Source organism: Cellulosimicrobium sp. SL-1 (genome assembly GCF_011033075.1).
GTDB classification, from domain to species: domain Bacteria; phylum Actinomycetota; class Actinomycetes; order Actinomycetales; family Cellulomonadaceae; genus Cellulosimicrobium; species Cellulosimicrobium funkei.
Genome location: NZ_JAACJC010000002.1, coordinates 43,151 through 65,982 on the forward strand (window position 1 = coordinate 43,151; position 22,832 = coordinate 65,982).

Consider the following 22,832-nt stretch of genomic DNA (forward strand, 5'->3'; position numbering starts at 1 on the left):
GGCGAGGATGACGCCATGAGCGACCAGAGCATGCCCCTGCCGACCGCCGACGACCTCGTGCACCTGCGCCGCTGCGTCGAGCTGGCGCGCGAGGCGCTCGACGACGGCGACGAGCCGTTCGGCTCGCTCCTCGTCGACCGCGACGGGGTCGTGCGGTTCGAGGACCGCAACCGCGTCAAGGACGGCGACGCGACCCGGCACCCCGAGCTCGAGATCGCCCGCTGGGCCGCCGCGCACCTCACGCCCGAGGAGCGGCGCGACGCGACCGTCTACACGTCCGGCGAGCACTGCGCGATGTGCAGCGCGGCGCACGCGTGGGTCGGCCTCGGCCCGGTCGTCTACGCCGCGAGCACGACGCAGCTCGTGGGGTGGCTGGAGGAGTGGGGCGTCGCGCCGGGACCGGTGCGCCCGCTCGCGATCGGCGACGTCGCGCCCGGCGTCGCCGTGCGTGGCCCCGCGTACGAGCTCGAGGTGGAGGTCCGCGCGCTGCACGCGCGTCTGCACGGCGTCTCCTGACCGGCGTCGCCTGGCGGGGCCTGCCCGGCGTCGGGCACCTGGGCCGTCCGCGCTCCCGCCGGAGCGCCGCCCTCAGGCGCCGAGCGCGTCCGCGACGGTGCGCGCGACCTCCGGGACGGCGAGGTAGCCGGCGGGCCGGCCGCCGTCGAGCACGACGGCCGCCGCGTGGTGGCCCGGCGCGGCGTTCGCGACGACGAGCTCCTCGATCCCCGGCGACGCCGGGTCGAGCGGGAACGCCGCCGGCCCGAGGCCGTGCAGCGCGAGCGCGTCCCGGGGGTCGCGCGCCGCGACCCACCGCCGCACGGGGGCCGGCACGCGTAGCGGGGCGCGCGCGGCCAGGACGTCCCGGATCGCGCGGACGGCGAGCGGGGACCCGAGCGTGAGCAGGAGCGGCACGTCCCAGCGCGCGGCGTCGGGGTGCTCGCGCAGCACGGCGTAGGCGACGACCGACCCGAGCGAGTGCGCGACGACGACGGCGGGCCCGTCCGTGGGGATCGCGGCGGCGAGCGCGTCGTCGATCGTCGTGCGGACGGCGTCGTCGTGCAGGTACGCCCAGACGTCGCGCGCGAGCAGCGCGACGACGGCGCCGCTCAGGCCCGGCACGGACCGGTCGAGCGCGGACAGCAGCAGGTTGAGCCACGCGCCGACGTCTCCCTCCACGCCACCGGGCCCGGCACCCTCCGGGCGCACCGGCACCGTCGCGCCCGCGGCGCGCAGCACCTCCTCGGCGACGGCCGCCACGAAGGCGGCCTCCTCCGCGGCCTCGGCCGTGGACCACGCGGCGTCCCCGTCGCGCGCCGCGCCGACCGCGTGCACGGTGACCGGCGGCGGCGTCGTGGCGCCCCCGACGAGCGCGGCGAGCGTGTCGCCGTAGTAGATGAACGCCGTGTCCGCGTCGCGCACGACGACGCCGGAGCCGGCCGCAGCGAGACCCGCGTCCAGGACCTCGGTCCACGTGCGGTCGAGCTGCTCGGCGTCGAGCCCCTGGTTGTCGCGGCCGTGGACGAGCACGAGTCGGGTCACGCGCCGAACCTACCGGCTGCCGGTGCCGCCGGGAGGGTCTACCGTCGGGCCCAGGAGCCAGCCCCCACCCCCCGGAGTCCCCCGTGAACGACCGCACCCTGACCGAGCACAGCACGACCGTCGAGACCCACGTCGCCCGCCCCCCGCAGGTCGTCTGGGCCGAGCTCATGCACCCGAGCGCCCGCTGGATGCTGGGCATGAACATCGAGACCGACTTCCGCCCCGGGAGCCCCGTGACGTTCGAGGGACACTACATGGGCCGCGAGTTCGCCGACTGGGGCACCGTCGTCGCCGTCGAGCGCCCGCGCCTGCTGCACTTCACGCACTTCTCGCCCACCATGGGCCTGCCCGACGTGCCGGAGAGCTACCACGACATCGCGATCACGCTCGAGCCCGACGACTCCGGGACGCTCGTGCGCGTCGTCGAGCGCAACATCGAGACGGCGGAGCGCGCCGAGCGCGCGCACGCCCTGTGGACGAAGGCGCTCGCGACGCTCGCGGGCCACGACTGACGCGTCCCGCCCCGCACGACGACGGGCCGGTCACCCCCGCGAGGAGGTGACCGGCCCGTCGGCCGTCCGGCACCGGCCCGACGACGCCCCGCGCGTCAGGCGGTGCGGCGGCGGCGCGCGCGGACCACGAGGAGCGCGGCGCCCGTCCCGACGAGCAGCAGCGCGAGCGTCGTCACGACGACGGCGTCCGCACCCGTGATCGCGAGGCCGCCGGCCGACGACGCGGTGTTCGTCACCGTCACGACGACCGGCGCGCCCGCGCCGACCGTCACCCCGGTCACCCGCTCGTCACCGACGGTGAGCACCGGCGTGCCCCAGTCGACGCCGCGGACCGTCGGCAGGTCGGTCTCGGTGAGGCGCACGACGGTCCCCACGGGAAGGTCCTGCGGCCCGTCGACGACCTGCCCGTCGGCCCGCACCGTGAGCGTGCCGGTGACGGGCTCGCCGTCGCGGTCGAACGCGTAGCGGACGGTGAACTCGGTGCTCGCCGGCACGGAGCCCGCCGCGGCCCCCACGACCTCCTTCACGACGGAGAACCCGCCCACGGCCTGCTCGGCCGTGTTCGTCACCGTGACCAGCGGGTCCGTCCCCTCGCCGACGACGAGCGTCGGCGGGCTGAACACGGGCGTGCCCCACACGACGCCGTCGACCGCGGGCAGGTCCGTCTCGCCGAACGTCACGACCGTCCCGGCCGGCAGGTTCTGCGGCCCGGCGACGACCGTGCCGTCGGCCGGGACCTCGACGGAACCGCCCACGGGCGTGCCCTCGAGCTCGTACGCGTACGTGACCGTGAACGTCGTCCCCGCGGGGACGAGGTCCGCGCGGTCGCCCACGACCTCCTTCGCGACGGAGAACCCGCCGACCGCGGCCACGTCCTGGGTCGTGTTGGTCAGCGTGACGAGCGTGTCCTCGCCGTCACCGACCGTGACGGACGCGGGCGAGAACACCGGCGCGCCCCAGACGACGTCGCCCACCTCGGGCAGGTCGGTCTCCGTGAGCGTCACGACCGTCCCGACCGGGAGGTCCTGCGGGCCGTCGACGGCCGTGCCGTCGGCGCGCACCGTGAGCGTCCCGGCGACCGGGCCGTCGTGGGTGAACCCGGCGGGCAGCGCCGCGGACCACGCGACCGAGAACTCCGTGCCCGGGGGCACGCTCCCGGCGAGGTCGCCGGTGACGGTCTTCGCGACGGAGAAGCCCCCGACGAGCGCGTCGGCCTGGTTGGTCAGCGCGACGCCCGCGACGGCGTCGCCGTCGCCGATGGTCACCGTCGCGGGCGAGAACACCGGATCGCCCCACGCGACCCCGGGGACCGTCGGCAGCGGCTGCCGCTCGGCGAAGCGCACGACGGTGCCCGCCGGGAGGTCCTGCGGCCCCGCGTCGACCGTGCCGTCGGCGCGGACGGTGAGCGTGCCCTGCGTGTCCCCCGCGTACTCGGCGCCCTCGGGGAGCTCCGCCGTCCAGTCGACGAGGAACTCCGTGCCGCCGGGGACGGCGCCGGCCGCGCCGCCCGCGACGGTCTTCTGGACGGCGAACCCGCCGACCTCCTGCACCGCCTCCGCGGCGTTCGTCAGCGTGACCTCGACGGCCGCACCCTCGGTCACCGTCACCGACGGCCCCGGGTCGAACGACGGGACGCCCCACACGACGCCCTCGATCGCGGGCAGCGGCTGCTGCTCCGCGAGCGTCACGACCGTGCCGACCGGCAGGTCCGCGGGGCCGCTCGCGAGCGTGCCGTCGGCGCGCACGGTGAGCGTGCCGGAGGTCGGGCCGTCGTAGGCGACGCCCGCGGGGACCGTCGCGCGCCAGTCGACGAGGAACGCGGTGCTCGCCGGGACGTCGCCCGCGGCGGAGCCCGCGACGGCCTTGCGGACCGTGAACCCGCCGACGACGGGGTCCGCGACGTTGGTGACCGTCACCGCGACGCCCGTCGCGCCCTCGACGACCGTCACCGGCCCGGCCGGGCTCACGGCCGGGTCGCCCCACACGACGCCGTCGACCACCGGGAGCGGCAGCCGCTCGGTGAACGTCACCGTCGTGCCGACCGGGAGGTCGGCGGGCCCGGCCACCACGGCGCCGTCCGCGCGCACGGTCAGGGTGCCGGTGAGCGCGCCGTCGTACGTCGTGCCCTGCGGCAGCGTGGCCGCCCAGTCGACGAGGAACGCGGTGTCCGCCGGGACGAGGCCGAGGGCGTCCCCGGCGAGGACCTTCGCGACCGTGAAGCCGCCCACGGCGGTGGTCCCGCCGCCGGCGTTCGCGGTGTTCACCACGGTGACCGTGACCGTGCGGCCCGCGGCGACGGGGAACTGCGCCGGGTCACCGAGTGGCTCGTCGTCCACGCGGACCACCGGCGTGCCCCACTCGACGCCCGCCACCGGCGGCAGGTTCGTCTCGCGGACCGTGACGACCGTGCCCTCCGGCAGGGTCGGGCCGTTCACCAGGGCCCCGCTGATCGGGACCGTGAGCGTGTCGCCGCCGGTGACGCCGTCGGGCTGCTCGTAGGTGTACTCGACCTGGAACGTCGTGCCCGCGGGCACGTCCGCGGCCGCTTCTCCCGTGACGGTCTTCTGCACGGCGAAGCTCGCGCCCCCGGTGCAGTCGAACGGGCCGGGCCCGATCCACGGGTAGCTGTGCATCTCGAGCCCGCCGGTCACGCTCGGGTCGCCGAACGTGAGGTTCCCGCCCACGAGGACGCGGCCGTTCGTGCTCGTCGTGATCGTCGCGTCCGCGACCGGCGCGACGATCGTGCCGAGGAACTGGTCGGCCCGGCCGAGCGCGAGCTCCGGCGTGGACGCGAAGTTCCACAGGGTGCGCGCGGCCCAGCTGCCGAAGCCCGGGTTGGAGTTGAAGTCGTTGATGAACGGCGAGCCGTTGCCCTCCCAGTAGTTGGGGCTCATGCTCACCGGCGCGTCACCGGTCACGTTGATCGCGATCGCGACGTCGTCCGGCACGTTCGCGAACACGACCTCGCGGACGCCCGTGAGCTGCGCGGCGTCGACGGTGAACACCTGCGGGTCGGCGGTGCCGGAGCCGGTGAAGGTCACCCGGGTCCCCGACACGACGCCCGCCGCGGTCGCGGGCCACCCGGCGATGGTCGCCGACGCGTCCGCGACGACGGCGCCGTAGCCGGCCCACTCGCCGAGGGCCGCTGCGCCCATGCCCTGCGTGACCGGGGCGTCCGCGCCCGGCGTCGTCCCCGCCGTCGAGAGCGAGCCGCCGCCCGTGACCGCGGCGCCGACGTCCACCGCGCCCCCGGTCGGCAGCGTCGAGCCGACGGTGACGCTCGTCTCCGGCCCGATGTCCAGGCCGCCCCCGACGGCGAGCATCACCGCGCCGTCCGGCGGCGTGATCTGCGACCCCGCGCCGACCGCGCCGATGCTGAAGTTCCCGGGCCCGTCGATCGTCGCCTCCCCCGCGACGACGAGCAGCCCCTCCGACTCCGCGGCGCTCGCCGTGGCGTGGTAGTCGCCCCCGGTCCACACCGTGACGTTCGTGTCCGTGAACAGCGGGGGCGTCTGCCCGACGTTCGGCATGTCACCCGGCGCAGGGCAGAACCCGACCGCGGCGGACGCCGGGCGGGCCTGTGGCCCCGAGACGAGGACGACCGCGCCCGCCAGCGCCAGCACCGCGGCGACGAGCGCCGCGACCGCTCTGCGGAGGCGTCCGGGGGCGGCGCGAGGGACGGGTGGACGAGGGGTCATGCCGGGCTCCAGGTTCGGAAGACGGCGTCGCACGGGCCGTGCGGCCAGGACGCCATGACACCCAGGAGACGCGCCGGGACCCGTCTCATGACGTGAGACCGGCGGTGACGTCGGTCATATCCCTCCGGGCGGCGTCGGAGCGCCCGGGACGACGCCCCCTCCGCGGCCGTCGGACTACCGTGGCGTCGGAGGTGTCGCCTGTGACCGCTCGAGCCCGGACCACCTGGATCGTCGTCGCCGTCGTGACCGCGCTCGCCGCCGTGGCCGCCGTCGCCTGGTACCTCACGCGGCCCGCCCCCGCGCCGCAGACCGCGCCGTCGGGCCCGCCGTCCGCCCCGGCCGACCCGACGCCGTCGGGCACGTCGCCGGCGCCGTCCATCCCGCCCGAGGACCCCCTGGCCGGGTGGACGCTCGAGCAGAAGGTGGGGCAGCTCTTCATGGTCGGGGTCGACGTGCGGGACCCGCAGCAGGTGAGCTACGACGCCGTCTCGCGCCTGCACGTGGGCAACGTGTTCCTCGCGGGCCGCTCGCAGGCCGGGACCGGCCCGACGGCGGACCTCGTCGCGGGCTTCACGGCGCTCGTCTCCCCGGAGACGACGAACGGCACCCCGCTGTTCGTCGCGACCGACCAGGAGGGCGGGAAGGTCCAGGTGCTGCGCGGGCCCGGGTTCTCGCAGATCCCGACGGCGACCGACCAGGCCCGGCTCGACCCGGCGACGCTCCAGGCCGACGCGACCACGTGGGGCGCCGAGCTCGCCGCGGCAGGCGTGAACCTCAACCTCGCGCCCGTGATGGACCTCGTGCCCGAGGGGACGGCCGCGCAGAACCCGCCGATCGGGGCCTTCCAGCGCAGCTACGGGTTCACCCCGGACTCGGTCACGTCGCACGCGAACGCGTTCAGCGCGGGCATGGAGGCGTCGGGCGTGGACGTGACGATCAAGCACTTCCCCGGGCTCGGCCGCGTCACCGAGAACACCGACACCGACACGGGCGTCACCGACGACGTGACGACGCGCGACGACCCGTCGGTCGCCGTCTTCGCGTCGGGCATCGAGGCCGGCGCGGCGTTCGTCATGACCTCCACGGCCGTCTACCCGCAGATCGACGGGACGCTCCCCGCGGCCTTCTCGCCCGTCGTCGTGGACGGGATGCTGCGGGGCGACCTGGGGTTCGACGGCGTCGTCCTCACCGACGACGTGTCCGCCGCGCAGCAGGTGCAGGCCTGGTCGCCCGCGGACCGTGCCGTCCTGACGATCGCCGCGGGCGGCGACATGGTGCTGGCGTCCGCGGACCCGAGCGTGGTCGAGCCCATGGTGGCGGCCGTCGTCGAGCGGGCGTCGAGCGACGACGCGTTCGCCGCGCAGGTCGACGCGGCCGTGCTGCGCGTGCTCGCGGCGAAGGAGCGGCTGCGCTGAGCGCGCGGCCCGGCGGTATAACTGACCGCATGGCTGCCCGTCGCCCCGCTCCCCGCCCGACGCTCGAGGCCGTCGCGGCCGTCGCGGGCGTCTCCCGCGCCACGGTGTCCCGCGTGATCAACGGCGTGCCGACGGTGGACCCGGCGATCGTGGCGGTCGTCGAGCAGGCGATCGACGAGACGGGCTACGTCCCCAACCTCGCCGCCCGGACGCTCGTGACCCGGCGCACGGGGTCGGTCGCGCTCGTCGTGTCCGAGCCGTCGGAGCAACGCTCCCCGAGCCCGTTCCTCGAGCGGTTGTTCACCGACCCGTACATCGGGCGCGTGACGGCGGGCGCGCAGCAGGTGCTGCGCCCGCGCGACATCCACCTCGCGATCCTGCCCGCGGACCCGCCCGCGCACGACCAGGTCGTGCGCTACGTGCGGCAGGGGCACGTCGACGGCGTCCTGCTCGTCACGTCGAGCGCGAGCGACCCGCTGTCGGCGCGGATCGCGGCGCTCACGGTCCCGGTCGTGCTGTCGACGCACCTCGACGGGGTCGACGAGGCGGCCGGGGTGAGCTGGGTGGACCTCGACCAGGCCGCCGGCGGCCGGATCGCAGCCGAGCGTCTGGTCGCGGACGGCCGCACGCGGCTCGCGACCGTCGCCGGCCCGTCGGACGTGCCGTTCGCGCGGGGGCGCCGCGACGGCTTCCTCGAGGCGGTGCGGGCCGCCGGGCTCGCGGAGCCCGTCGTCGTGGAGGGCGACTTCACGCGCGCGGGCGGGGAGGCCGCGGCGCGCGCGCTGCTCGCCGCGCGACCGGACGTCGACGGTGTGTTCGGCGCGAGCGACCTCATGGCCGACGGCGCGTCGCTCGTCCTGCAGGAGGCGGGCCGCCGCGTCCCGCAGGACGTGGCGGTCGTCGGGTTCGACGACTCGACGGTCGCGCGCCAGGCGCACCCGCCGCTCACGACGGTCCGGCAGCCGGTCGAGGAGATGGCGGCCGAGATGGCGCGCCTCCTGCTCGCCGCGATCGACGACCCGGACGCCGACGCGCGCTCGGTCCTGTTCGAGCCGCACCTCGTGGTCCGCGACTCCGCCTGACCCCCACCCGCTGAGTGCATGAAAAAGTCGCGGTCGGGACGTCTGACCGCGACTCTTTCATGCACTCAGCGGGAGCGTGCCGTCCCGGGTCAGTGGCCCCCGCCCGCGACGAACGCGATGCCGGCCGCGATCGCGACGACCACGACGGCGAAGCACACGATCGCGCCGACCTGACGGGGGCGGGTCGCGCGCTCGACGCGCACGGTGCGGCCGTCGGACGTGAAGCGGCCGTCCGGGGTGCCGACCTCGACCGGCACGGCGCGCCCTGCGGCGAGCCGGACTCCCAGGGCGAAGAGGGCGGGCAGGCCCGCGCCGACCACGAGGCCTGCGACGACGACCTTGAGCAGCGAGTCGATCTCGACGAACACGGTTCTCTCCTCCTGGCTGCCGGTCAGACGCCCGCGCGCTGGCGCGAGGCGGGCGTGGTCGGGGTGGTCGGCGCCGGGGCGGGCGCGGCGTCGGTGAACGGGTCGGCGACGTCGAGGCGACGCTCGAGCGCGGCCTCGCGCGCCTCGACGACCTCGGACTCGAGCCCGGCGTCCACCGCGCCCTCCTCCCAGGCGTCGTTGACGTTCGTGTGGTCGACGGGCTTGCGGCGCGAGGCGATCCAGATGGCCAGCGAGGAGCCGACGAGGATCGCGAACACGACGACCGTCCCGGCGGCGCCCCCGATGCCGTGCTGGATGCCGTAGCAGGCCGCGCCGACGAGGCCGGCGGCCGGGAGCGTGAGGCCCCACGCGGCGAGCATGCGGCCCGCGACGCCCCAGCGGACCTTCGCGCCGGGCATCCCGACGCCGGAGCCCAGGATCGAGCCGGTCGCGACGTGCGTCGTCGAGAGCGAGTAGCCGAACAGGCCCGACATGAGGATGACCGCGGCAGACGACGTCTCGGCCGCCATGCCCTGGCGGGTGTCGATCTCGACGAGGCCCTTGCCGAGCGTGCGGATGATCCGCCAGCCGCCCAGGTAGGTGCCGAGGGCCATGAAGAACGCGCAGGACAGGATGACCCAGAACGGCACGCTCGAGTCGGCCGGGACGGCGCCCGCCGCGATGAGCGCGAGCAGGATGATGCCCATCGACTTCTGCGCGTCGTTGGTGCCGTGCGCGAGCGAGACGAGCGACGCGGAGCCGACCTGGCCCCAGCGGAACGCCCGCGTGGAGACGTCCTCGGGGACGTCGCGCGTGAGGCGGGCCACGGCCCACGTGCCGACGCTCGCGACGCCGACCGCGATGAGCGGGGCGAGCAGCGCGGGGATGAGCACCTTGGCGGCGACGCCGCTCCAGATGACGCCCTGCGTGCCGACGGCCGCGAGCACGGAGCCCACGACGCCGCCGATGAGGGCGTGCGACGAGCTCGACGGGATGCCGAGCAACCAGGTCAGGAGGTTCCAGGTGATGCCGCCCACGAGTCCCGCGAGGACGACCTCGAGGGTGATGACGTCGGCGTCGACCAGACCCTTCGCGATGGTCGCCGCGACGGCCAGGGAGAGGAACGCCCCGACCATGTTGAGGACGGCGGAGAGGGCGACGGCGGTCTTGGGCTTGAGGGCCTTGGTGGCGATGGACGTGGCCATCGCGTTGCCCGTGTCGTGGAAGCCGTTGGTGAAGTCGAAGGCCAGTGCGGTCACGACGACGAGCACCAGCAGGAGCGTCTCGGTCACGTCGTCCATGGTGCGGTCACGACCGCCGCGCGCTCGACCATCCTGTGGATTCTTCCGCCACTGTTCACCGACAGTTCATCCGGCGTTCGAAGCCCTCGTTCGAACGCCGGAGAAGCCCGTCGGCGTCCGGGGCGGACGGCCCGGGAGCGGGGGCGGACGGCCCCTGGCGCGGCCGCGTCGGACGTGCCCGGCGCGACCGCCCGCCCGCGTCAGGCCGGGGTGCGGGCGGCGAGCTCGGCGAGGGTGTCGTCGAGGTCGGCGACGACGGTCGCGACGGCCTCGCGCTGCGTCCGCGCGCGCTCCGCGGACGCGGCCACGACGGTGCGCGCCCCGGCGAGGTCGGCGTCGAACCGGTCCGCGCGGGCCTGCGCGTCGGCGCGCTGGTCGCGTGCCCGCCGCTCCCCCGCGAACCACTGCCACGCGGCGAGGCCGGCCGCGACGACGGCCACCGTGAACCACGCCGGCGAGGCGGCGAGGCCGAGCACGAGGCCGAGCGCCGCGACCGCGGCGGTCCCGCCGACGGCGCCCCACGACACGCCGTCCACAGGCTGCGCGAGGAGCTCCGCGCGGGCCGTCGCAGCCGGTGAGGCGCCGTCCTCGGTCGGGGTGACCGTCACGGTGCGGCCCCCGAGGCGCAGCTCGCGCGACGGCGCGGGCGCCCCCGCGAGCTCCGCCGCCCGCGCGTGGGTCGCGGCCCGCAGCTCCTCGGCGACGAGCGGGCCCGCGAGCGCCGCACGCCCGGGGTCGGTCCCGCGGGCGTCCTCGACGAGCAGGTCGACGAGCGTCCCCGCCGGGGCGTCCCACCCGGGCGCGTCCTCGCGGGGCGCGCGCCCGACGCGCTCGTCGAGCAGCGCCGCCCGGTCCAGGAGCCCGCGCTCCACGGGCGCCCCCTCGTCCACGAGCGACGCGACGACGCGGAGCAGCGCCGCGCCGGGCGCCTCGGGGGTCCCGGCCGGGTCGTCGGCGCCCCCGGCGGCCTGCGAGTCCGCCGCACCGGCGGCGGACGCACCGGGGGCGACGGCGGCGGGTGCGACGGCGGGCGTCGGCGCGCCGGTCGGGAGGGGTCCGGGGTCCGGCGCGGGCACCGCGACCTCCCCCGCCACGAGCGCGCGCGACCACGCCGTCCACGACCGCAGGAGCGGGAGCGCGTCGGGGGCGGCGGCCCGACGACGCGCCCCGGCCGCGTCCCCCGCGGCCTCGGGGCTGCCCCAGGCCGCGCCGTCGGCGGGCGCCGCAGGCAGCGACGGCGCTGCCTCCAGGAGCCGGGCCCGCCAGCGGGCACGCGCGTCGTCGTCGAGCAGCGCGACCCGCTCCGCGAGCGCGCGGCGCACGACCTCCACCCCGTCGCCGCCGAGGTGACCGGCCGCGGCCGCGACCCACAGCGCGCGCTCGGCCCCGGTCACGCCCACCTCGTCCGGCCCCTCGCCCGCGCCCGGCGACGGCTCGGGGGCGCCGTCGGCGCTGCCCCAGCCCGCGGCGGGCAGGACCGGCGCGTCGAGCACCCCCGGCACCCACTCGCGCGCGAGGCCGGGCTGCCCGACGAGCGCGCACACCGCGACGAGGTACGTCGCGGCACGACGGCGGTCGCGCAGCAAGGCCTCCTCGGCCGCCTCCCGGTCGAGCCGCCCGGCGGGGAGCTCGGCGACCGCGAGCGCGGCGGGCACGAGCCAGTAGCCGGGCACGTCCACGAGGTCCGGGGAGCGCCGCAGGTGCGACACGTCGCCCTCCCCCGTGACGACGGCGCTCGTGAGGGCGCGCGCCGCGTCGCGGGCGCGGCGCGCGGGCGTGAAGAGCGCGAGCTCCTCGCGGACCTCGCCGAGCTCGATGAGCGCGTTGACGAGGCGGGTCAGCACCTCGACGCGGCTCGACAGGTCGCCCTCGAGCGACCGCAGGCGGCGGTGGAGCGACGCCTCGCGGGACCGCGCCATCGCGGCCTGGGCGGCGAGCTCGTCGGACAGGGCCCGCATGTTGCCCTGGTCGCTGCGCCAGGAGCTGTACGTCGACATGCGCGCGAGCGTACTCAGCGGGGCTGCGCTGTCGAGGGGGAGAACTCCCCCGGCGTGGGCCGTCGGCGCGGGACACCGATGCCGGGCCGGGCCGCGCGGTCAGCGGCGCGGGCGCATGAGGGGCGGGTCGAGCACCGCGGGCACGCTCGCCGGGGCGTCGTCGGGGTCGGGCGCGGCGGCGTCGGTCGTGGCGGTGTCGGTCGCGGCAGTGTCGGCCACGGCGGCGTCGGGACCGGGGCCCGGCTGCGGGCCCGGCGCCGGGCGCGCGGCCCGGTAGAGCGCCGCCGGCCGCCCGGTCCCGCCCGACGTCGTGCGGCCCGTGTCCTCGAGGAAGCCCGCGGTCGTCGTGGCCTTGCGGGAGAAGTTCCGTGGGTCCAGCCGCACGCCCCAGACGGCCTCGTAGACGCGCCGCAGGTCGGCGACGGTGAACTCGGGCGGGCAGAACGCCGTCGCGAGCGCGGAGTACTCGAGCTTGGCGCGGGCCCGCTCGACGCCGTCGGCGAGGATCCGTGCGTGGTCGAACGCGAGGCCGCCCGGCCCGTCCCCGAGCAGGGGCTCGACGGTGTGCCAGGCCGCTCCCCCGGCGTCGGACCCGGCGTGCACGACGCCGAACTCGGGCGCGAGCAGGAGGTACGCGACCGAGAGGACCGGGCCGCGCGGGTCGCGGTCGAGCGGGCCGTAGGTACGGAGCTGCTCCAGGTGCCCGGGCGGCCGGACGCCCGTCTCCTCGGCGAGCTCGCGGCGCGCCGCGCGGGCGAGCCGCTCGCCCGGCAGCACGAACCCGCCGGGGAGCGCGAGCGCGCCGCGGTACGGCTCGACGCCGCGCTCGACGAGGAGCACGTGCAGCGCGTCGTCGCGCACGGTGAGCGCGACGACGTCGACCGTGACGGGCAGCAGGGCCGCGCCGGGCGGGACGTCCGGTACTTGGGCAGCGGGAGGAGCCATGGGCCCATCGTCGCATATTCGCGTCAGGTTGACGAGAACCCGCACGCGCGCCTACGCTCGTTTTCGTCAGATTGACGAAAACAGATCGGAGACGACCATGGCCACCATCCGCACCTACCCGTGGACGCGGCACTTCCTCGGCAGCCCCACCGGGCACGTCGTGCACCTGCGCCACGGGCGCGTCGCCCACGAGGGCGTCGGTCAGGCGTTCTGGTTCCGGCCCACGACGTCGGTCCTCTCCGAGGTCCCCGTCGACGACCAGGAGCTCCCCGTCTTCTTCCACGCCGTGACCGCCGACCACCAGGACGTGACCGTGCAGGCCGGCGTGACGTACCGGTTCGCCGACCCGGTGACCGTCTCGCAGCGCCTCGACTTCGCGGTCGACCCGGGCAGCGGCGAGACGAGCACCGCGGGGCGCGACCAGGTGACGAGCATCGTCGGGCGCCTCGCGCAGAGCCGGGCCACCGACGCGCTCGCCGCGATGCCCCTCGCCGACGCCCTGACGACCGGCGTGCCGCGCGTGCGCGACGTCCTCACCGAGGCGCTGACCACCGACCCGCGCCTCACCACGACGGGGATCGTCGTCATCGGCGTCCAGGTGCTCGCCGTCCGGCCGGAGAAGGACGTCGAGCGCGCGCTCCAGACGCCCGCGCGCGAGCACGTGCAGGCCGAGGCCGACCGCGCGACCTACGAGCGCCGGGCCCTCGCCGTCGAGCGCGAGCGGGCGATCGCGGAGAACGAGCTCGCGAGCAGGATCGAGCTCGCGACCCGGCGCGAGCGCCTCGTCGCCCAGGAGGGCGCGAACGCGCGGCGCGAGGCCGAGGAGAAGGCGGCCGCCGCCCTCGTCGACGCCCGCGCGACCGCCGAGCGCGCCCAGCTCGCGACCGACGCGAAGGCGGAGCAGGTGCGGGTCGTCGGCGCGGCCGAGGCCGCCGCCGAGCAGGCCCGCATGGACGTGTACGCGAGCGCCGGGCAGGGCACGCTCCTCGCGCTCGCGCTGCGCGAGGCCGCCGGGTCGCTGCCGGACGTGCAGAACCTCACCATCACGCCCGACCTGCTCACCGGGGTGCTGTCGACCCTGGTGCGCGGGCTCGGCCCCGACGGCGGCTCGCCCGCCGCGGCGCCCGGGAAGGCGGCCTGACGATGCTCCGGCGACGCGCCGTCGTCGTGCACCGGCGGACCGAGCTCGACGACCTGCTGGACCGGCACGGGACGCGCGGCCAGGCGGAGTTCTTCCTCCGGTCGCGGGGCCGGTCGCTGGCCGAGGTGCAGGCGCGGCACGACGCCCTCGCGGCCGCGCGCGACGCCGTCGTGGCCGCCCTGCCCCCGGGCTGGGCGCGCGCCGACGTCGAGCGCGCGGACCTGTCGCGGTTCCTCGTCGCGCCCGAGGACGTGGTGGTGGTCGTAGGGCAGGACGGCCTCGTCGCGAACGTCGCGAAGTACCTGCACGGCCAGCCGGTCCTCGGCGTCGACCCGGAGCCCGGCGTGAACGCGGGCGTGCTCGTGCGGCACCCGGTCGCGGCGGCGACGGCCCTCCTGCGCGGGCTCGGGGCCGACGCCGAGGCGCCGGGCGGCGCGCCCGACCGGGTGGCGCTCCTGCCCGTCGACGCGCTCACCATGGTCCGCGCCGACCTCGACGACGGCCAGCACCTCACCGCGCTCAACGAGGTGTTCGTCGGTCACCCCAGCCACCAGAGCGCGCGCTACACGCTGCGCTGCGGCGCAGGTGAGGAGCGGCAGTCGTCGTCGGGCGTGCTCGTCGCGACGGGCACGGGCGCGACCGGCTGGTGGGCGTCGCTCGCGCACGACCGCGGCGGACGGCGGGCCCCGGGGCGCACCGAGCACCGGCTCGGCTGGTTCGTCCGCGAGGCGTGGCCCTCGCCCGCGACGGGCGTCTCGCTCACCGAGGGCGTCGTCGAGGAGGGGGCCGACGTCGCGCTCACCGTCGCCTCGGACCGGCTCGTCGTGTTCGGCGACGGCGTGGAGGACGACCGCCTCGTCGCCTCGTGGGGCCAGACGGTGACGGTCCGCACCGCCGACGCCCCGCTCCGCCTCGTCCGGCCCTGATCCCCGGCCGCGGCACGCCCGCCGGTCCGCCCGATTTCACCCGGGTGATCCGCCGGGACGGCGAGGGTCGGTGGGTAGCATCGCAGCGGTCACGGGATCCCCATGACTCCCCCCTCCCGCGGGCCTGGCCTGCGTGGACGCCGACCCCACGAGCCCACCGAGGTCCCCGCCATGAGCACGCCCATCGCCTTCACCGACAACGTCCGCGACCTGTCGAACGCCGGGGGCTACCAGTTCGAGTTCCGGTGCGAGCGCTGCGGCAACGGCTACCGCTCCGCCTACCGGACGGACGTCGTCGCGAAGGGCAGCAGCCTCGTCCAGGCGGCGGGCCGGTTCTTCGGGGGCAAGGTCGCCGACCTCTCCTACGCGGCGGGGTCGTGGGCCGCGGACCGCCAGACCAACTCGTCGGCGAAGGACAAGGCGCTCGACGCCGCCGTCGGCGAGGTGCGCGACGCGTTCCGCCAGTGCCACGGGTGCGGCGACTGGATGTGCCACGAGGTCTGCTGGAACGAGGCGGTGGGGCAGTGCGTGCGTTGCTCGCCCAAGCAGGTGGAGGAGCTCGCCCAGCTCCAGGCCGAGGCCCGCCGGTACCAGGTCCAGGAGCAGCTCCGCACGACCGACCTCGTCGGCGGCGCGGACCTGCGGACGGCCGCCGTCACGCGGTGCCCGTCGTGCGGCGCGAAGGTCGACGGCGGCAAGTTCTGCCCCGAGTGCGGCGAGCGCCTGGCGCAGGTGGCCGCGTGCCGCGAGTGCGGCACGCAGAACGCCGCGGCCGCGCGCTACTGCGCGGAGTGCGGCAGCCCGCAGTCCGTCTGACCCCCCGCCGCCGGTCAGTCTCCCTGTGGGGGGTCGTTCTGGTGCTGCTCGCGCTCGCGGCGGGCGCGGAGCACCGCCTCGCGACGCTCGCCGATGGCGTCGCTCGTCAGGCTCGTGAGGCGGTCCTGCTCGGCGCGGGCCGCGGCGCGCTCCGCCTCCACGCGTGCGCGGTGCTCGGCCGACTGCGGGCGCGACCGGACGACGCGCGGGCCGTCGCGCATCACGTACCCGTCGGCGTGCCGCTCGAGCCACCGCTCGCGCCGCGCCGCGCGCACGCGCTCGCGGTGGAACCGCCAGTCCCACCGGCGCCGCAGGGCGACCACGGACCAGAGCGCGAAGGGGACCGCGGCCACGACGAGCACGACCCGCCAGCCGGGCGGCAGCGCCGTCGACGCCCCCGCGCTCGCGAGCACCCACGCGACGCCGGCCGGGACCGCGGCCCCGGCCTCGCGGCGGTCGGGGTGCCAGCCGCAGACGGCGAAGCGCACGAGGGTGTCCGTGAGCCGCGAGCGCCGCTGCGGCTGGAGGGGCACGGGGAGCGGCCCGGGCACGGGCGGCCCGAGCGTCGTGCCCGGCGCGACCCGGCTCGTGAACGACAGCCGGTCGTCCCGGGACGACGGCCGCAGCGCCCGCCCGGCGTGCACGAACGCCAGCGCGGCGAGCGGCCAGACGGCGCACGACAGGTACCACGCGACCGGGCCGGCGAGCGCCACGGCGACCGGCGCGACGACCGCGAGCCGCCCGAGCTCGGCGCCGGGCGACGCGACGAGCTCGGCCCAGGGCTCCTGGTCCGCCGGCGGCGCGAGCAGCCCGTACGCCGCGGGCGCGAGGTACAGGCCCAGGAGGGCGAGCCCGACGGCCGTCCCCACCAGCCCGACGGCGAGGTACCCGACCGGGCGCAGCAGCAGCACGGCCCTCCCGGGCGGCGTCGCGTCGCGCGCCGTCCGCGGGTCGGGCGTCACGGTCTCGTCGGTCATCGCTCCCCCTCCGTCTGCGGCCTCACGCCCGTGGGCACGTCACCGGTCGGCCAGCCCGAGCACGTCGAGCACCCACGCGTCCTCGTACGCGACCTCGCGCCAGCCCTCGTAGCGGCCCGAGACCCCGCCGTGCCCGGCGTGCATCTCGATCTTCAGCAGCGCGGGCGCCCCCGCGGCGCGCAGGCGCGCGACCCACTTCGCGGGCTCGACGTACAGCACGCGCGTGTCGTGGAACGACGTCACGGCGAGGATCCGCGGGTAGTGCGACGCGTCGTCGGGCACGTTCTCGTACGGGGTGTACGTGCGCATGTACCGGTAGACGTCGGGATCGTGCAGCGGGTCGCCCCACTCGTCCCACTCGACGACGGTGAGCGGGAGGGACGGGTCGAGGATCGAGGTGAGGGCGTCGACGAACGGCACCTGCGCGAGCACGCCCGCGAAGAGCTCGGGAGCGAGGTTCGTCACCGCGCCCATGAGCAGGCCGCCCGCCGAGCCGCCCTGCGCGACGAGCCGCTCCGGGCTCGTCCAGCCGGCGTCGACGAGGTGCCGCGCGACCGCGACGAAGTCCGTGAACGTGGTGCGCTTGGCGAGCGTCTTGCCCTCGTCGTACCAGCGGCGCCCCATCTCGCCCCCACCGCGCACGTGCGCGACGGCGAACACGACCCCGCGGTCGAGCAGCGACAGGCGCGAGATCGAGAACCCCGGGTCGATGCTGATCTCGTACGACCCGTAGCCGTACAGCAGGAGCGGCGCCGGCTCGGCACCCGTGCCTGTCGCGTCCAGCCCGACGGCGTCGCGCCGCCACACGAGCGACACCGGCACCTGCGTGCCGTCCTCGGCCGTGGCCCACTCGCGGCGCTGCACGTAGTCCGCGGCGTCGTAGCCGCCGAGCACGGGCTGCTGCTTGAGGAGCGTGAGCTCGTCGGTCTCGACCCGCAGGTCGTACACGGTCGACGGCGTGACGAAGCTCGTGTAGCTCAGCCGGACGTTCGGCTGGTCCCACTCGGGGTTCGCACCGAGCGCCGCGGTGTACAGCGGCTCGTCGAACGCGACCTCGTGCACGTGCCAGAGGTCGGTCGCGGGCGCCGGTGTGTCTCCTGTGCGGATCGGGGTCGGCAGGCCCGCGGGCCGCGGCGGCTCCGGGCTCGCGAGGTCGATCACGCCGACCCGCGAGAGCGCGTCGCGCCGGTAGGAGACGACGAGGTGCCCGGCGAACGCGTCCACGGCCTCGAGCCGGGTCGCGGGGTCGTGCGGCACGACGACGGTCGCGCCGCCCGGCCCGGCCGAGACGTCGGCGACACCGGTGACGACGAGCTCGAAGTTCTCCGCGCCGTCGTTGTGCAGGACGAGCAGCACGTCCCGCTGATCCACCGCCCCGCCGAGCACGGGGTCGGCGACCGGATTCTCGTCAGGACGGTCGCCGACCGCGTGCTCGGCGGTCGGGAACCACGTGCTCGGCAGGACGGCGTGCTCGACCGTGTACTCGACGCCCTCGCGGCGCGGCCAGACCACGCGCGCCTCGCCCGTCGGGTCGTCGGCGTCGATCAGCCACGTCTCGGACGTGATCTTCGAGCCCAGGTCGATCTGCACGAACCGCTGCGAGCGCGAGACGCCCACCCCGACCCAGAACCGCTCGTCGGGCTCCTCGAAGACGACGACGTCCTGCGTCGCGGGCGTGCCCACCTCGTGGCGCCACACGCGCCAGGGCCGCCACGCGTCGTCGACCGTCGGGTAGAACACGTACCGCCCGTCCGGGGAGAAGACGGCGCCCGGGAACGTCCCCGGGACCTCGTCCACGAGGTCGGTGCCGGACTCCAGGTCGCGGACCCGCAGCGTGTAGCGCTCGTCGCCCACGACGTCGACCGCGTATGCGAGCCGCGTCCCGTCGGCCGAGACGTCGAACGACCCGAGCGAGAAGAACTCGTGGCCCTCGGCCTCGACGTTGTCGTCGAGGAGCACCTGCTCGCCCGGCACGGGCACGCCCGGCTCCAGCACGGGCGGCACCCAGGCCGACGGCGCGTCGCTGCCGAGGCTCGCGTCGATCGGGGCGCGGGCCCGGATCGGGTACTGCGACCCCTCGACCGTGCGCGCGTAGTACCAGTGCGCGCCCTGGCGCACCGGGACGGACAGGTCCGTCTCGAGCGTGCGGGCCTTGATCTCCTCGAAGATCCGCTCGCGCTGCGGCTCGAGGTGCGCGAGGCGCGCCTCGGTGTACGCGTTCTCGGCCTCGAGGTGCGCGACGACCTCGGGCGACTCCTTGTCCCGCAGCCACTCGTAGTCGTCGTCGACCGTCTCGCCGTGGTGCGTGCGCGGCGCGGGACGACGGAGGGCGACGGGCGCCTGCGGAGTCTCGGGCGCCTCGGCCACCTCGGGCTCGGGAGAAGACGGCGTGGCGGGCTGCGTGAGGTCGTCGGGCATCTCGCCAGGGTAGTGCCGGGGCCCGACGACATCAGCGCGTGAGCGTCCGTGCACCTCAGCCCAGGAGGGCGACCGTCTGCCCGTCCCAGCGCAGGAGCCGGCCCTGTACCGCGAGGAGCCCGCCCCAGCCGCCGTCGAGGTCCTCCGACCAGACGACCGACCCCGACGACAGCTCGAGCGCCACGACGCGCGAGCTCGCCCCCGTCGCGGGGTCGACGAGCACGAGGAAGGCGCAGCGCCCGTCGGTGAACGCCTGCGTCACCACGGCGCCGTGGCCGCGCTCGCCCGCGAGGTCGTCGACGAACCGCGACCACGTCTGCTCGCCCGACAGCGCGTCCAGCCCCAGGACCGTGCTCGCCGTCCCGACGACGGCCGTGCCCTCCGCGACGACGTACACGGCCTCGGGCACGCGGGCGCCGTCGAACGTCCACAGGCGCGCGCCCTGCTCGTCGTAGGCACGCAGAGCGATGCCGTCGCGCACGAGGAGCACGCCCGGAGCGGGGTCGTCGGTCGCCTGCGGGTCCAGGACCTCGCCCGGCACGTCGAGGAGCGGCGTCCCGTCCGGGTCGAGCACGCGGTCGGCGCGCAGCGCGCCGTCTGACCCCTGCCGGTCCGCGTCGAGGAGGAACCGCCCGCCCGCGAGCGGGACCGCGCCGTCGGTCGGGACGTCCGGGTCGTCGAGGCGCTCGCCGTCCGGCAGGAACGACGCCGCGACGCCGCACCCGCCCACGTCGACCAGGGTCTCCGTCGCGACGAGCAGCAGCCGCTCCGGGTCGACCTCCTCCCCGCCGGTCTCGGCGTGCCACGACGTGCACGACCACGGGACGTCCTGGAACGGCAGCTCGCGCCGCCAGCGCACCGCGCCCGTGGCGGCGTCCTCGAGCGTCACGACGACGTCCCGCCCCGCGACGCCGTCGACGGACTCGCCCGCGCCGGGGTCGACGGCGACGGGGGCACCGCTCGGCGCGCCCGGCTCGCCCACGCGCTCGGCCCGCACGAGGCCGCCGTTCGGGCCGGGGACGAGCAGCGCCCCCGCGGTCTCCGCCTGCCGCTGCCCGACGACCCGCCCGCGGGCGTCGAGCACCGTCACGGTCGCCGTGCCCTCCCCCGGCCGGGACGGCGGGCTGACGTCGTACCAGGACGGCGCGACCCCCGACCCGGCGACGCACACCACCGTGCGCGACGGCACGGCCGACCGCTCCCACGGGCTCCACGACCCGCACACGGCCTCGTCGCCGCCGGCCGGCACGCGCCACGCCTCGGCCCCCGTGTCGAGGTCGAGCGCCACCGCCTCGTCGCCGTCCACGGTGACGAGCAGGCCCGGGAGGAAGGCCGTCCCGCGGTCCGCCGCGGCGGGGGCGCGCCACTGCTCCGTCGGGGCGGTGTCGAGCGCGCGGACCGCGCCGCGCGCCGTCTCCAGCCGCTCCTGCGCGTCCCGGCTCGTCGCGGCGTCGACGACGAGCATCCCGCCGACGACGAGCACGACCACCCCGGTCGCGACCGCGGCGGCCACGGCCCGACGGCGGCCGGGACCAGGCGGCGTCTTCGGCACCTCAGGGGGTGCCCCGGCCGACCGTGGTCCAGGACCGGGCGCACCAGGCGCACCGGGCGCTCCGGGAGGCAGTGGAAAGGTCGTGCCGCGCGGCACGGCGTGCGGTCCGCCGAGCAGCACCGGGTGCGGCGCGTCGAGGAGGTCGAGGTCGTCGTCGACCCCGGCCGTGTCGACGAGCTCGAACGTCCGGCGGCCGTCGCCGCCGTCTCCCCGTCGGAGCGGCACCCCCTCAGCGTAGGCCGGTCGTCAACCGAGCCGGGCGATCTCCGACTGCCCGATCCGCAGGAGCCGTCCCTGGAGGGGAACGGGCCAGGAGCCCTCCTCCGGCCCGACACCACCGGACCACGCGACGTGACCGTCGGCGAGGTCGATCGCGAGAAGGTCCGTCCGCCCGTCGTCCTGGTAGGCGAGCAGGATCGCGCGCCGCCCGTCCGTGTAGGCGGTGTCCATCCAGCTGACGCTCCCGCCGGCCGCGGCCTCGCCCGTCTCGCGGTCGAGGGACCAGCGCACCGTCCCCGTGGTCGCGTCGAGCCCGGTCATCCAGCCCGTGCTGGAACCCCCGGACACGACGACCGTGTCGTGCGTGGCGACGAGCACCGCCTCGGGCGCCACCACCTCCGACGAGCGCCACAGCTCGCTGCCGTCACCGTCGAACGCGACGAGCTCCCCCTCGGACCGGGCGAGGAGCGGCGCGTCCGAGCCGTCGCTCGAGCGCGGCACGAGGATCGGGCCGGGCGGCTCCCAGCGCACGGCGCCGTCCGCCGCAAGGACGGCGCGCGCCGCGTCGCGCGGTGCGGTCGCCGCCGAGCCCCAGGTGGAGGCATACCCCGACGGGTCGCGGTAGTACGTGCCGTCCGCGAGCGCGACGACTCCGTCCAGCGGGTTCTCCTGGTCGTCGAGGCGCTCGCCGCCCGGCGTGAACCACGCCGTGACGCCGCAGCCCTCGACACGAACGAGGTGCGTCTCGGTCGCCGCCCACAGGTTCTCGAGCTCCGCCCGGATCGTCTCCGTCCCGTCCGCCTCGGTCCAGCCGACGCACTGTCCTGACCCTTCGACGAACGGCACGTCGGCCTCCCAGCGCGTGTCGCCCGTGAGCGCGTCCTCGACGCGGACGACGGCGGGGCGCCCCAGGGGGAGGTCGGCGACCTCCCCGGTGGCCACGTCCTGCTCGACGACGGCGCCGTCGCCCGCGGGGACCTCGCCGACGCGCTGGGCCCGGAGGAGCGTGCCGTCGGTCCCGGGGATCGGCGCGCCGCCGGCGGACGTCGTGTCGCGGCGCCCGAGCACCTCGCCGTCCGCGGCGAGCACCGTGACCGCCCAGTCCGACGCGAGGACGCGGCCGGTCTCGGGGTCGAGCTGCAGGTCGGTCACGCCCCCGAGTCCGACGGCGTCCGACGACGGCGCCACGCACACGAGCGTCGAGGCGGGCTCACCGAAGGGCAGCGACCACAGCAGCTGGCCGCCGCACGACGCGTGGGCGCCGACGTCGACGCGCCAGCGCTCCGCCCCGTCGTCGAGCGAGCGGGCGACGGCGGTCCCGTCCTCGACCGTCACGACCGCCCCGGGCAGGAGCGCGAGCCCGCCCGAGACCTCGACGTCAGCCGTCCAGCGCTCGACGGGCGCGTCGGGCAGCGGCTCCAGGCCGCCGGGCGCGGCCCGCAGCCGCTCCACGTCGGCCCGGCCCTGCCACGCGTCGACCGTGAGCATGCCGCCCAGCACGAGCGCGACCCCCGCCGCGACCCCCGCGACGACCGCCGCAGGCCGTCCCCGCCGGGGCGGTCCGCCTTCGGCCGGGTCGCTCTCCGCCGGGTCGCTCTCTGCCGGGTCGTCCTCGGCCGGGTCGTCGTCGACCGACGCACGCCTGGGCGGGCCGTCGGGTCCCGCGGGACCGTCCGTCGCCCCGAGGGCGGCACGGACGCCCGCCGTCACGCCCGGCGTCCAGGTCGTGCCCCCCGTCGCGCCGGACGGCACGCCGCGCGGCCCGCCCGGCGAGACCGGGCCCGGACCGCCGAGGGCGTCGTCGTCCGCGTCGACGTCCTCGGACTCGACCAGCTCGAAGGTCAGTCGGTCCCGGGCGTCACGTCGTCGGAGCGGCACGCGGCCAGCCTAGGCCAGCGCGCCCGACGGCGGACCGCCCCCGGCCAT

Annotated in this window: 17 protein-coding genes; 7 read left to right on the forward strand and 10 right to left on the reverse strand. The window is 76.8% G+C overall.

Going from position 1 to position 22,832, the window contains the following annotated elements:
• Nucleotides 1–15 precede the first annotated feature (15 nt).
• Nucleotides 16–516, forward strand: coding sequence for a nucleoside deaminase (locus tag GWJ10_RS02850; RefSeq protein WP_043659420.1), 501 nt, complete (start codon nucleotides 16–18; stop codon nucleotides 514–516).
• Nucleotides 517–588: 72 nt separating this feature from the next.
• Here GWJ10_RS02850 and GWJ10_RS02855 read toward each other — a convergent pair whose 3' ends face one another.
• Nucleotides 589–1,539 (reverse strand): hypothetical protein, encoded by a 951-nt coding sequence (locus GWJ10_RS02855; protein WP_163184977.1) that lies wholly within the window; start codon nucleotides 1,537–1,539, stop codon nucleotides 589–591.
• 83 nt (nucleotides 1,540–1,622) lie between these two features.
• Between GWJ10_RS02855 and GWJ10_RS02860 the strand changes: the two genes are divergently transcribed.
• Nucleotides 1,623–2,051, forward strand: coding sequence for an SRPBCC family protein (locus tag GWJ10_RS02860; protein WP_228485119.1), 429 nt, complete (start codon nucleotides 1,623–1,625; stop codon nucleotides 2,049–2,051).
• A gap of 95 nt (nucleotides 2,052–2,146) precedes the next feature.
• Here the strand turns inward: GWJ10_RS02860 and GWJ10_RS02865 are convergent, their stop codons facing one another.
• A complete protein-coding gene (locus GWJ10_RS02865) occupies nucleotides 2,147–5,749 on the reverse strand; it encodes a DUF5979 domain-containing protein (RefSeq protein ID WP_163184980.1) in 3,603 nt (1,200 codons plus the stop codon).
• Between the two features lie 200 nt (nucleotides 5,750–5,949).
• Between GWJ10_RS02865 and GWJ10_RS02870 the strand changes: the two genes are divergently transcribed.
• Both GWJ10_RS02870 and GWJ10_RS02875 read left to right on the forward strand, forming a co-directional pair.
• Nucleotides 5,950–7,164 carry a glycoside hydrolase family 3 N-terminal domain-containing protein gene (locus GWJ10_RS02870; RefSeq protein WP_346773816.1) on the forward strand — a complete coding sequence of 405 codons (1,215 nt, stop codon included), beginning with the start codon at nucleotides 5,950–5,952 and terminating at the stop codon, nucleotides 7,162–7,164.
• A 29-nt stretch (nucleotides 7,165–7,193) separates the two neighbouring features.
• The gene (locus GWJ10_RS02875; protein ID WP_009863417.1) at nucleotides 7,194–8,246 is read left to right on the forward strand and encodes a LacI family DNA-binding transcriptional regulator; all 1,053 of its coding nucleotides are present in this window, start codon (nucleotides 7,194–7,196) and stop codon (nucleotides 8,244–8,246) included.
• Nucleotides 8,247–8,335: 89 nt separating this feature from the next.
• Here GWJ10_RS02875 and GWJ10_RS02880 read toward each other — a convergent pair whose 3' ends face one another.
• The 4 genes from GWJ10_RS02880 to GWJ10_RS02895 all read right to left on the reverse strand — a co-directional run bounded on the left by GWJ10_RS02880 (nucleotide 8,336) and on the right by GWJ10_RS02895 (nucleotide 12,857).
• Nucleotides 8,336–8,614 (reverse strand): hypothetical protein, encoded by a 279-nt coding sequence (locus GWJ10_RS02880; RefSeq protein WP_061267893.1) that lies wholly within the window; start codon nucleotides 8,612–8,614, stop codon nucleotides 8,336–8,338.
• Between the two features lie 23 nt (nucleotides 8,615–8,637).
• On the reverse strand, nucleotides 8,638–9,906 hold the full coding sequence (locus tag GWJ10_RS02885; protein WP_228485120.1) for an inorganic phosphate transporter: 1,269 nt from the start codon (nucleotides 9,904–9,906) through the stop codon (nucleotides 8,638–8,640).
• A gap of 209 nt (nucleotides 9,907–10,115) precedes the next feature.
• The gene (locus GWJ10_RS02890; protein WP_163184983.1) at nucleotides 10,116–11,912 is read right to left on the reverse strand and encodes a hypothetical protein; all 1,797 of its coding nucleotides are present in this window, start codon (nucleotides 11,910–11,912) and stop codon (nucleotides 10,116–10,118) included.
• Nucleotides 11,913–12,011: 99 nt separating this feature from the next.
• Nucleotides 12,012–12,857, reverse strand: a complete 846-nt coding sequence (locus GWJ10_RS02895; protein ID WP_163184986.1) for an NUDIX domain-containing protein — start codon at nucleotides 12,855–12,857, stop codon at nucleotides 12,012–12,014.
• Nucleotides 12,858–12,954: 97 nt separating this feature from the next.
• Between GWJ10_RS02895 and GWJ10_RS02900 the strand changes: the two genes are divergently transcribed.
• The 3 genes from GWJ10_RS02900 (at nucleotide 12,955) to GWJ10_RS02910 (ending at nucleotide 15,740) form a co-directional block, all read left to right on the forward strand.
• On the forward strand, nucleotides 12,955–13,998 hold the full coding sequence (locus GWJ10_RS02900) for an SPFH domain-containing protein (RefSeq protein WP_163184989.1): 1,044 nt from the start codon (nucleotides 12,955–12,957) through the stop codon (nucleotides 13,996–13,998).
• A gap of 2 nt (nucleotides 13,999–14,000) precedes the next feature.
• Nucleotides 14,001–14,924, forward strand: coding sequence for a hypothetical protein (locus GWJ10_RS02905; RefSeq protein WP_061267896.1), 924 nt, complete (start codon nucleotides 14,001–14,003; stop codon nucleotides 14,922–14,924).
• 171 nt (nucleotides 14,925–15,095) lie between these two features.
• Nucleotides 15,096–15,740 (forward strand): zinc ribbon domain-containing protein, encoded by a 645-nt coding sequence (locus GWJ10_RS02910; protein WP_205688591.1) that lies wholly within the window; start codon nucleotides 15,096–15,098, stop codon nucleotides 15,738–15,740.
• 14 nt (nucleotides 15,741–15,754) lie between these two features.
• On the opposite strand, the gene GWJ10_RS02915 is transcribed toward GWJ10_RS02910, so the two are convergent.
• From GWJ10_RS02915 to GWJ10_RS02930, 4 genes are read right to left on the reverse strand one after another with little or no spacing between them, the layout of a single operon-like run.
• Complete coding sequence (locus GWJ10_RS02915) at nucleotides 15,755–16,717, reverse strand: hypothetical protein (protein ID WP_163184992.1); 963 nt, start codon at nucleotides 16,715–16,717, stop codon at nucleotides 15,755–15,757.
• 39 nt (nucleotides 16,718–16,756) lie between these two features.
• The gene (locus GWJ10_RS02920) at nucleotides 16,757–19,135 is read right to left on the reverse strand and encodes a S9 family peptidase (protein WP_163184995.1); all 2,379 of its coding nucleotides are present in this window, start codon (nucleotides 19,133–19,135) and stop codon (nucleotides 16,757–16,759) included.
• 55 nt (nucleotides 19,136–19,190) lie between these two features.
• The gene (locus GWJ10_RS02925) at nucleotides 19,191–20,912 is read right to left on the reverse strand and encodes a PQQ-binding-like beta-propeller repeat protein (protein WP_163184998.1); all 1,722 of its coding nucleotides are present in this window, start codon (nucleotides 20,910–20,912) and stop codon (nucleotides 19,191–19,193) included.
• 21 nt (nucleotides 20,913–20,933) lie between these two features.
• Nucleotides 20,934–22,784 (reverse strand): PQQ-binding-like beta-propeller repeat protein, encoded by a 1,851-nt coding sequence (locus GWJ10_RS02930; RefSeq protein WP_163185001.1) that lies wholly within the window; start codon nucleotides 22,782–22,784, stop codon nucleotides 20,934–20,936.
• Between the last annotated feature and the right edge of the window lie 48 nt (nucleotides 22,785–22,832).

Coding starts and splice junctions, on each gene's coding strand:
- GWJ10_RS02850 (WP_043659420.1), top strand. CDS start 16: ATGAGCGACCAGAGCATGCCCCTGCCGACCGCCGACGACCTCGTGCAC.
- GWJ10_RS02865 (WP_163184980.1), bottom strand. CDS start 5,749: ATGACCCCTCGTCCACCCGTCCCTCGCGCCGCCCCCGGACGCCTCCGC.
- GWJ10_RS02875 (WP_009863417.1), top strand. CDS start 7,194: ATGGCTGCCCGTCGCCCCGCTCCCCGCCCGACGCTCGAGGCCGTCGCG.
- GWJ10_RS02890 (WP_163184983.1), bottom strand. CDS start 11,912: ATGTCGACGTACAGCTCCTGGCGCAGCGACCAGGGCAACATGCGGGCC.
- GWJ10_RS02895 (WP_163184986.1), bottom strand. CDS start 12,857: ATGGCTCCTCCCGCTGCCCAAGTACCGGACGTCCCGCCCGGCGCGGCC.
- GWJ10_RS02900 (WP_163184989.1), top strand. CDS start 12,955: ATGGCCACCATCCGCACCTACCCGTGGACGCGGCACTTCCTCGGCAGC.
- GWJ10_RS02905 (WP_061267896.1), top strand. CDS start 14,001: ATGCTCCGGCGACGCGCCGTCGTCGTGCACCGGCGGACCGAGCTCGAC.
- GWJ10_RS02910 (WP_205688591.1), top strand. CDS start 15,096: ATGAGCACGCCCATCGCCTTCACCGACAACGTCCGCGACCTGTCGAAC.
- GWJ10_RS02915 (WP_163184992.1), bottom strand. CDS start 16,717: ATGACCGACGAGACCGTGACGCCCGACCCGCGGACGGCGCGCGACGCG.
- GWJ10_RS02920 (WP_163184995.1), bottom strand. CDS start 19,135: ATGCCCGACGACCTCACGCAGCCCGCCACGCCGTCTTCTCCCGAGCCC.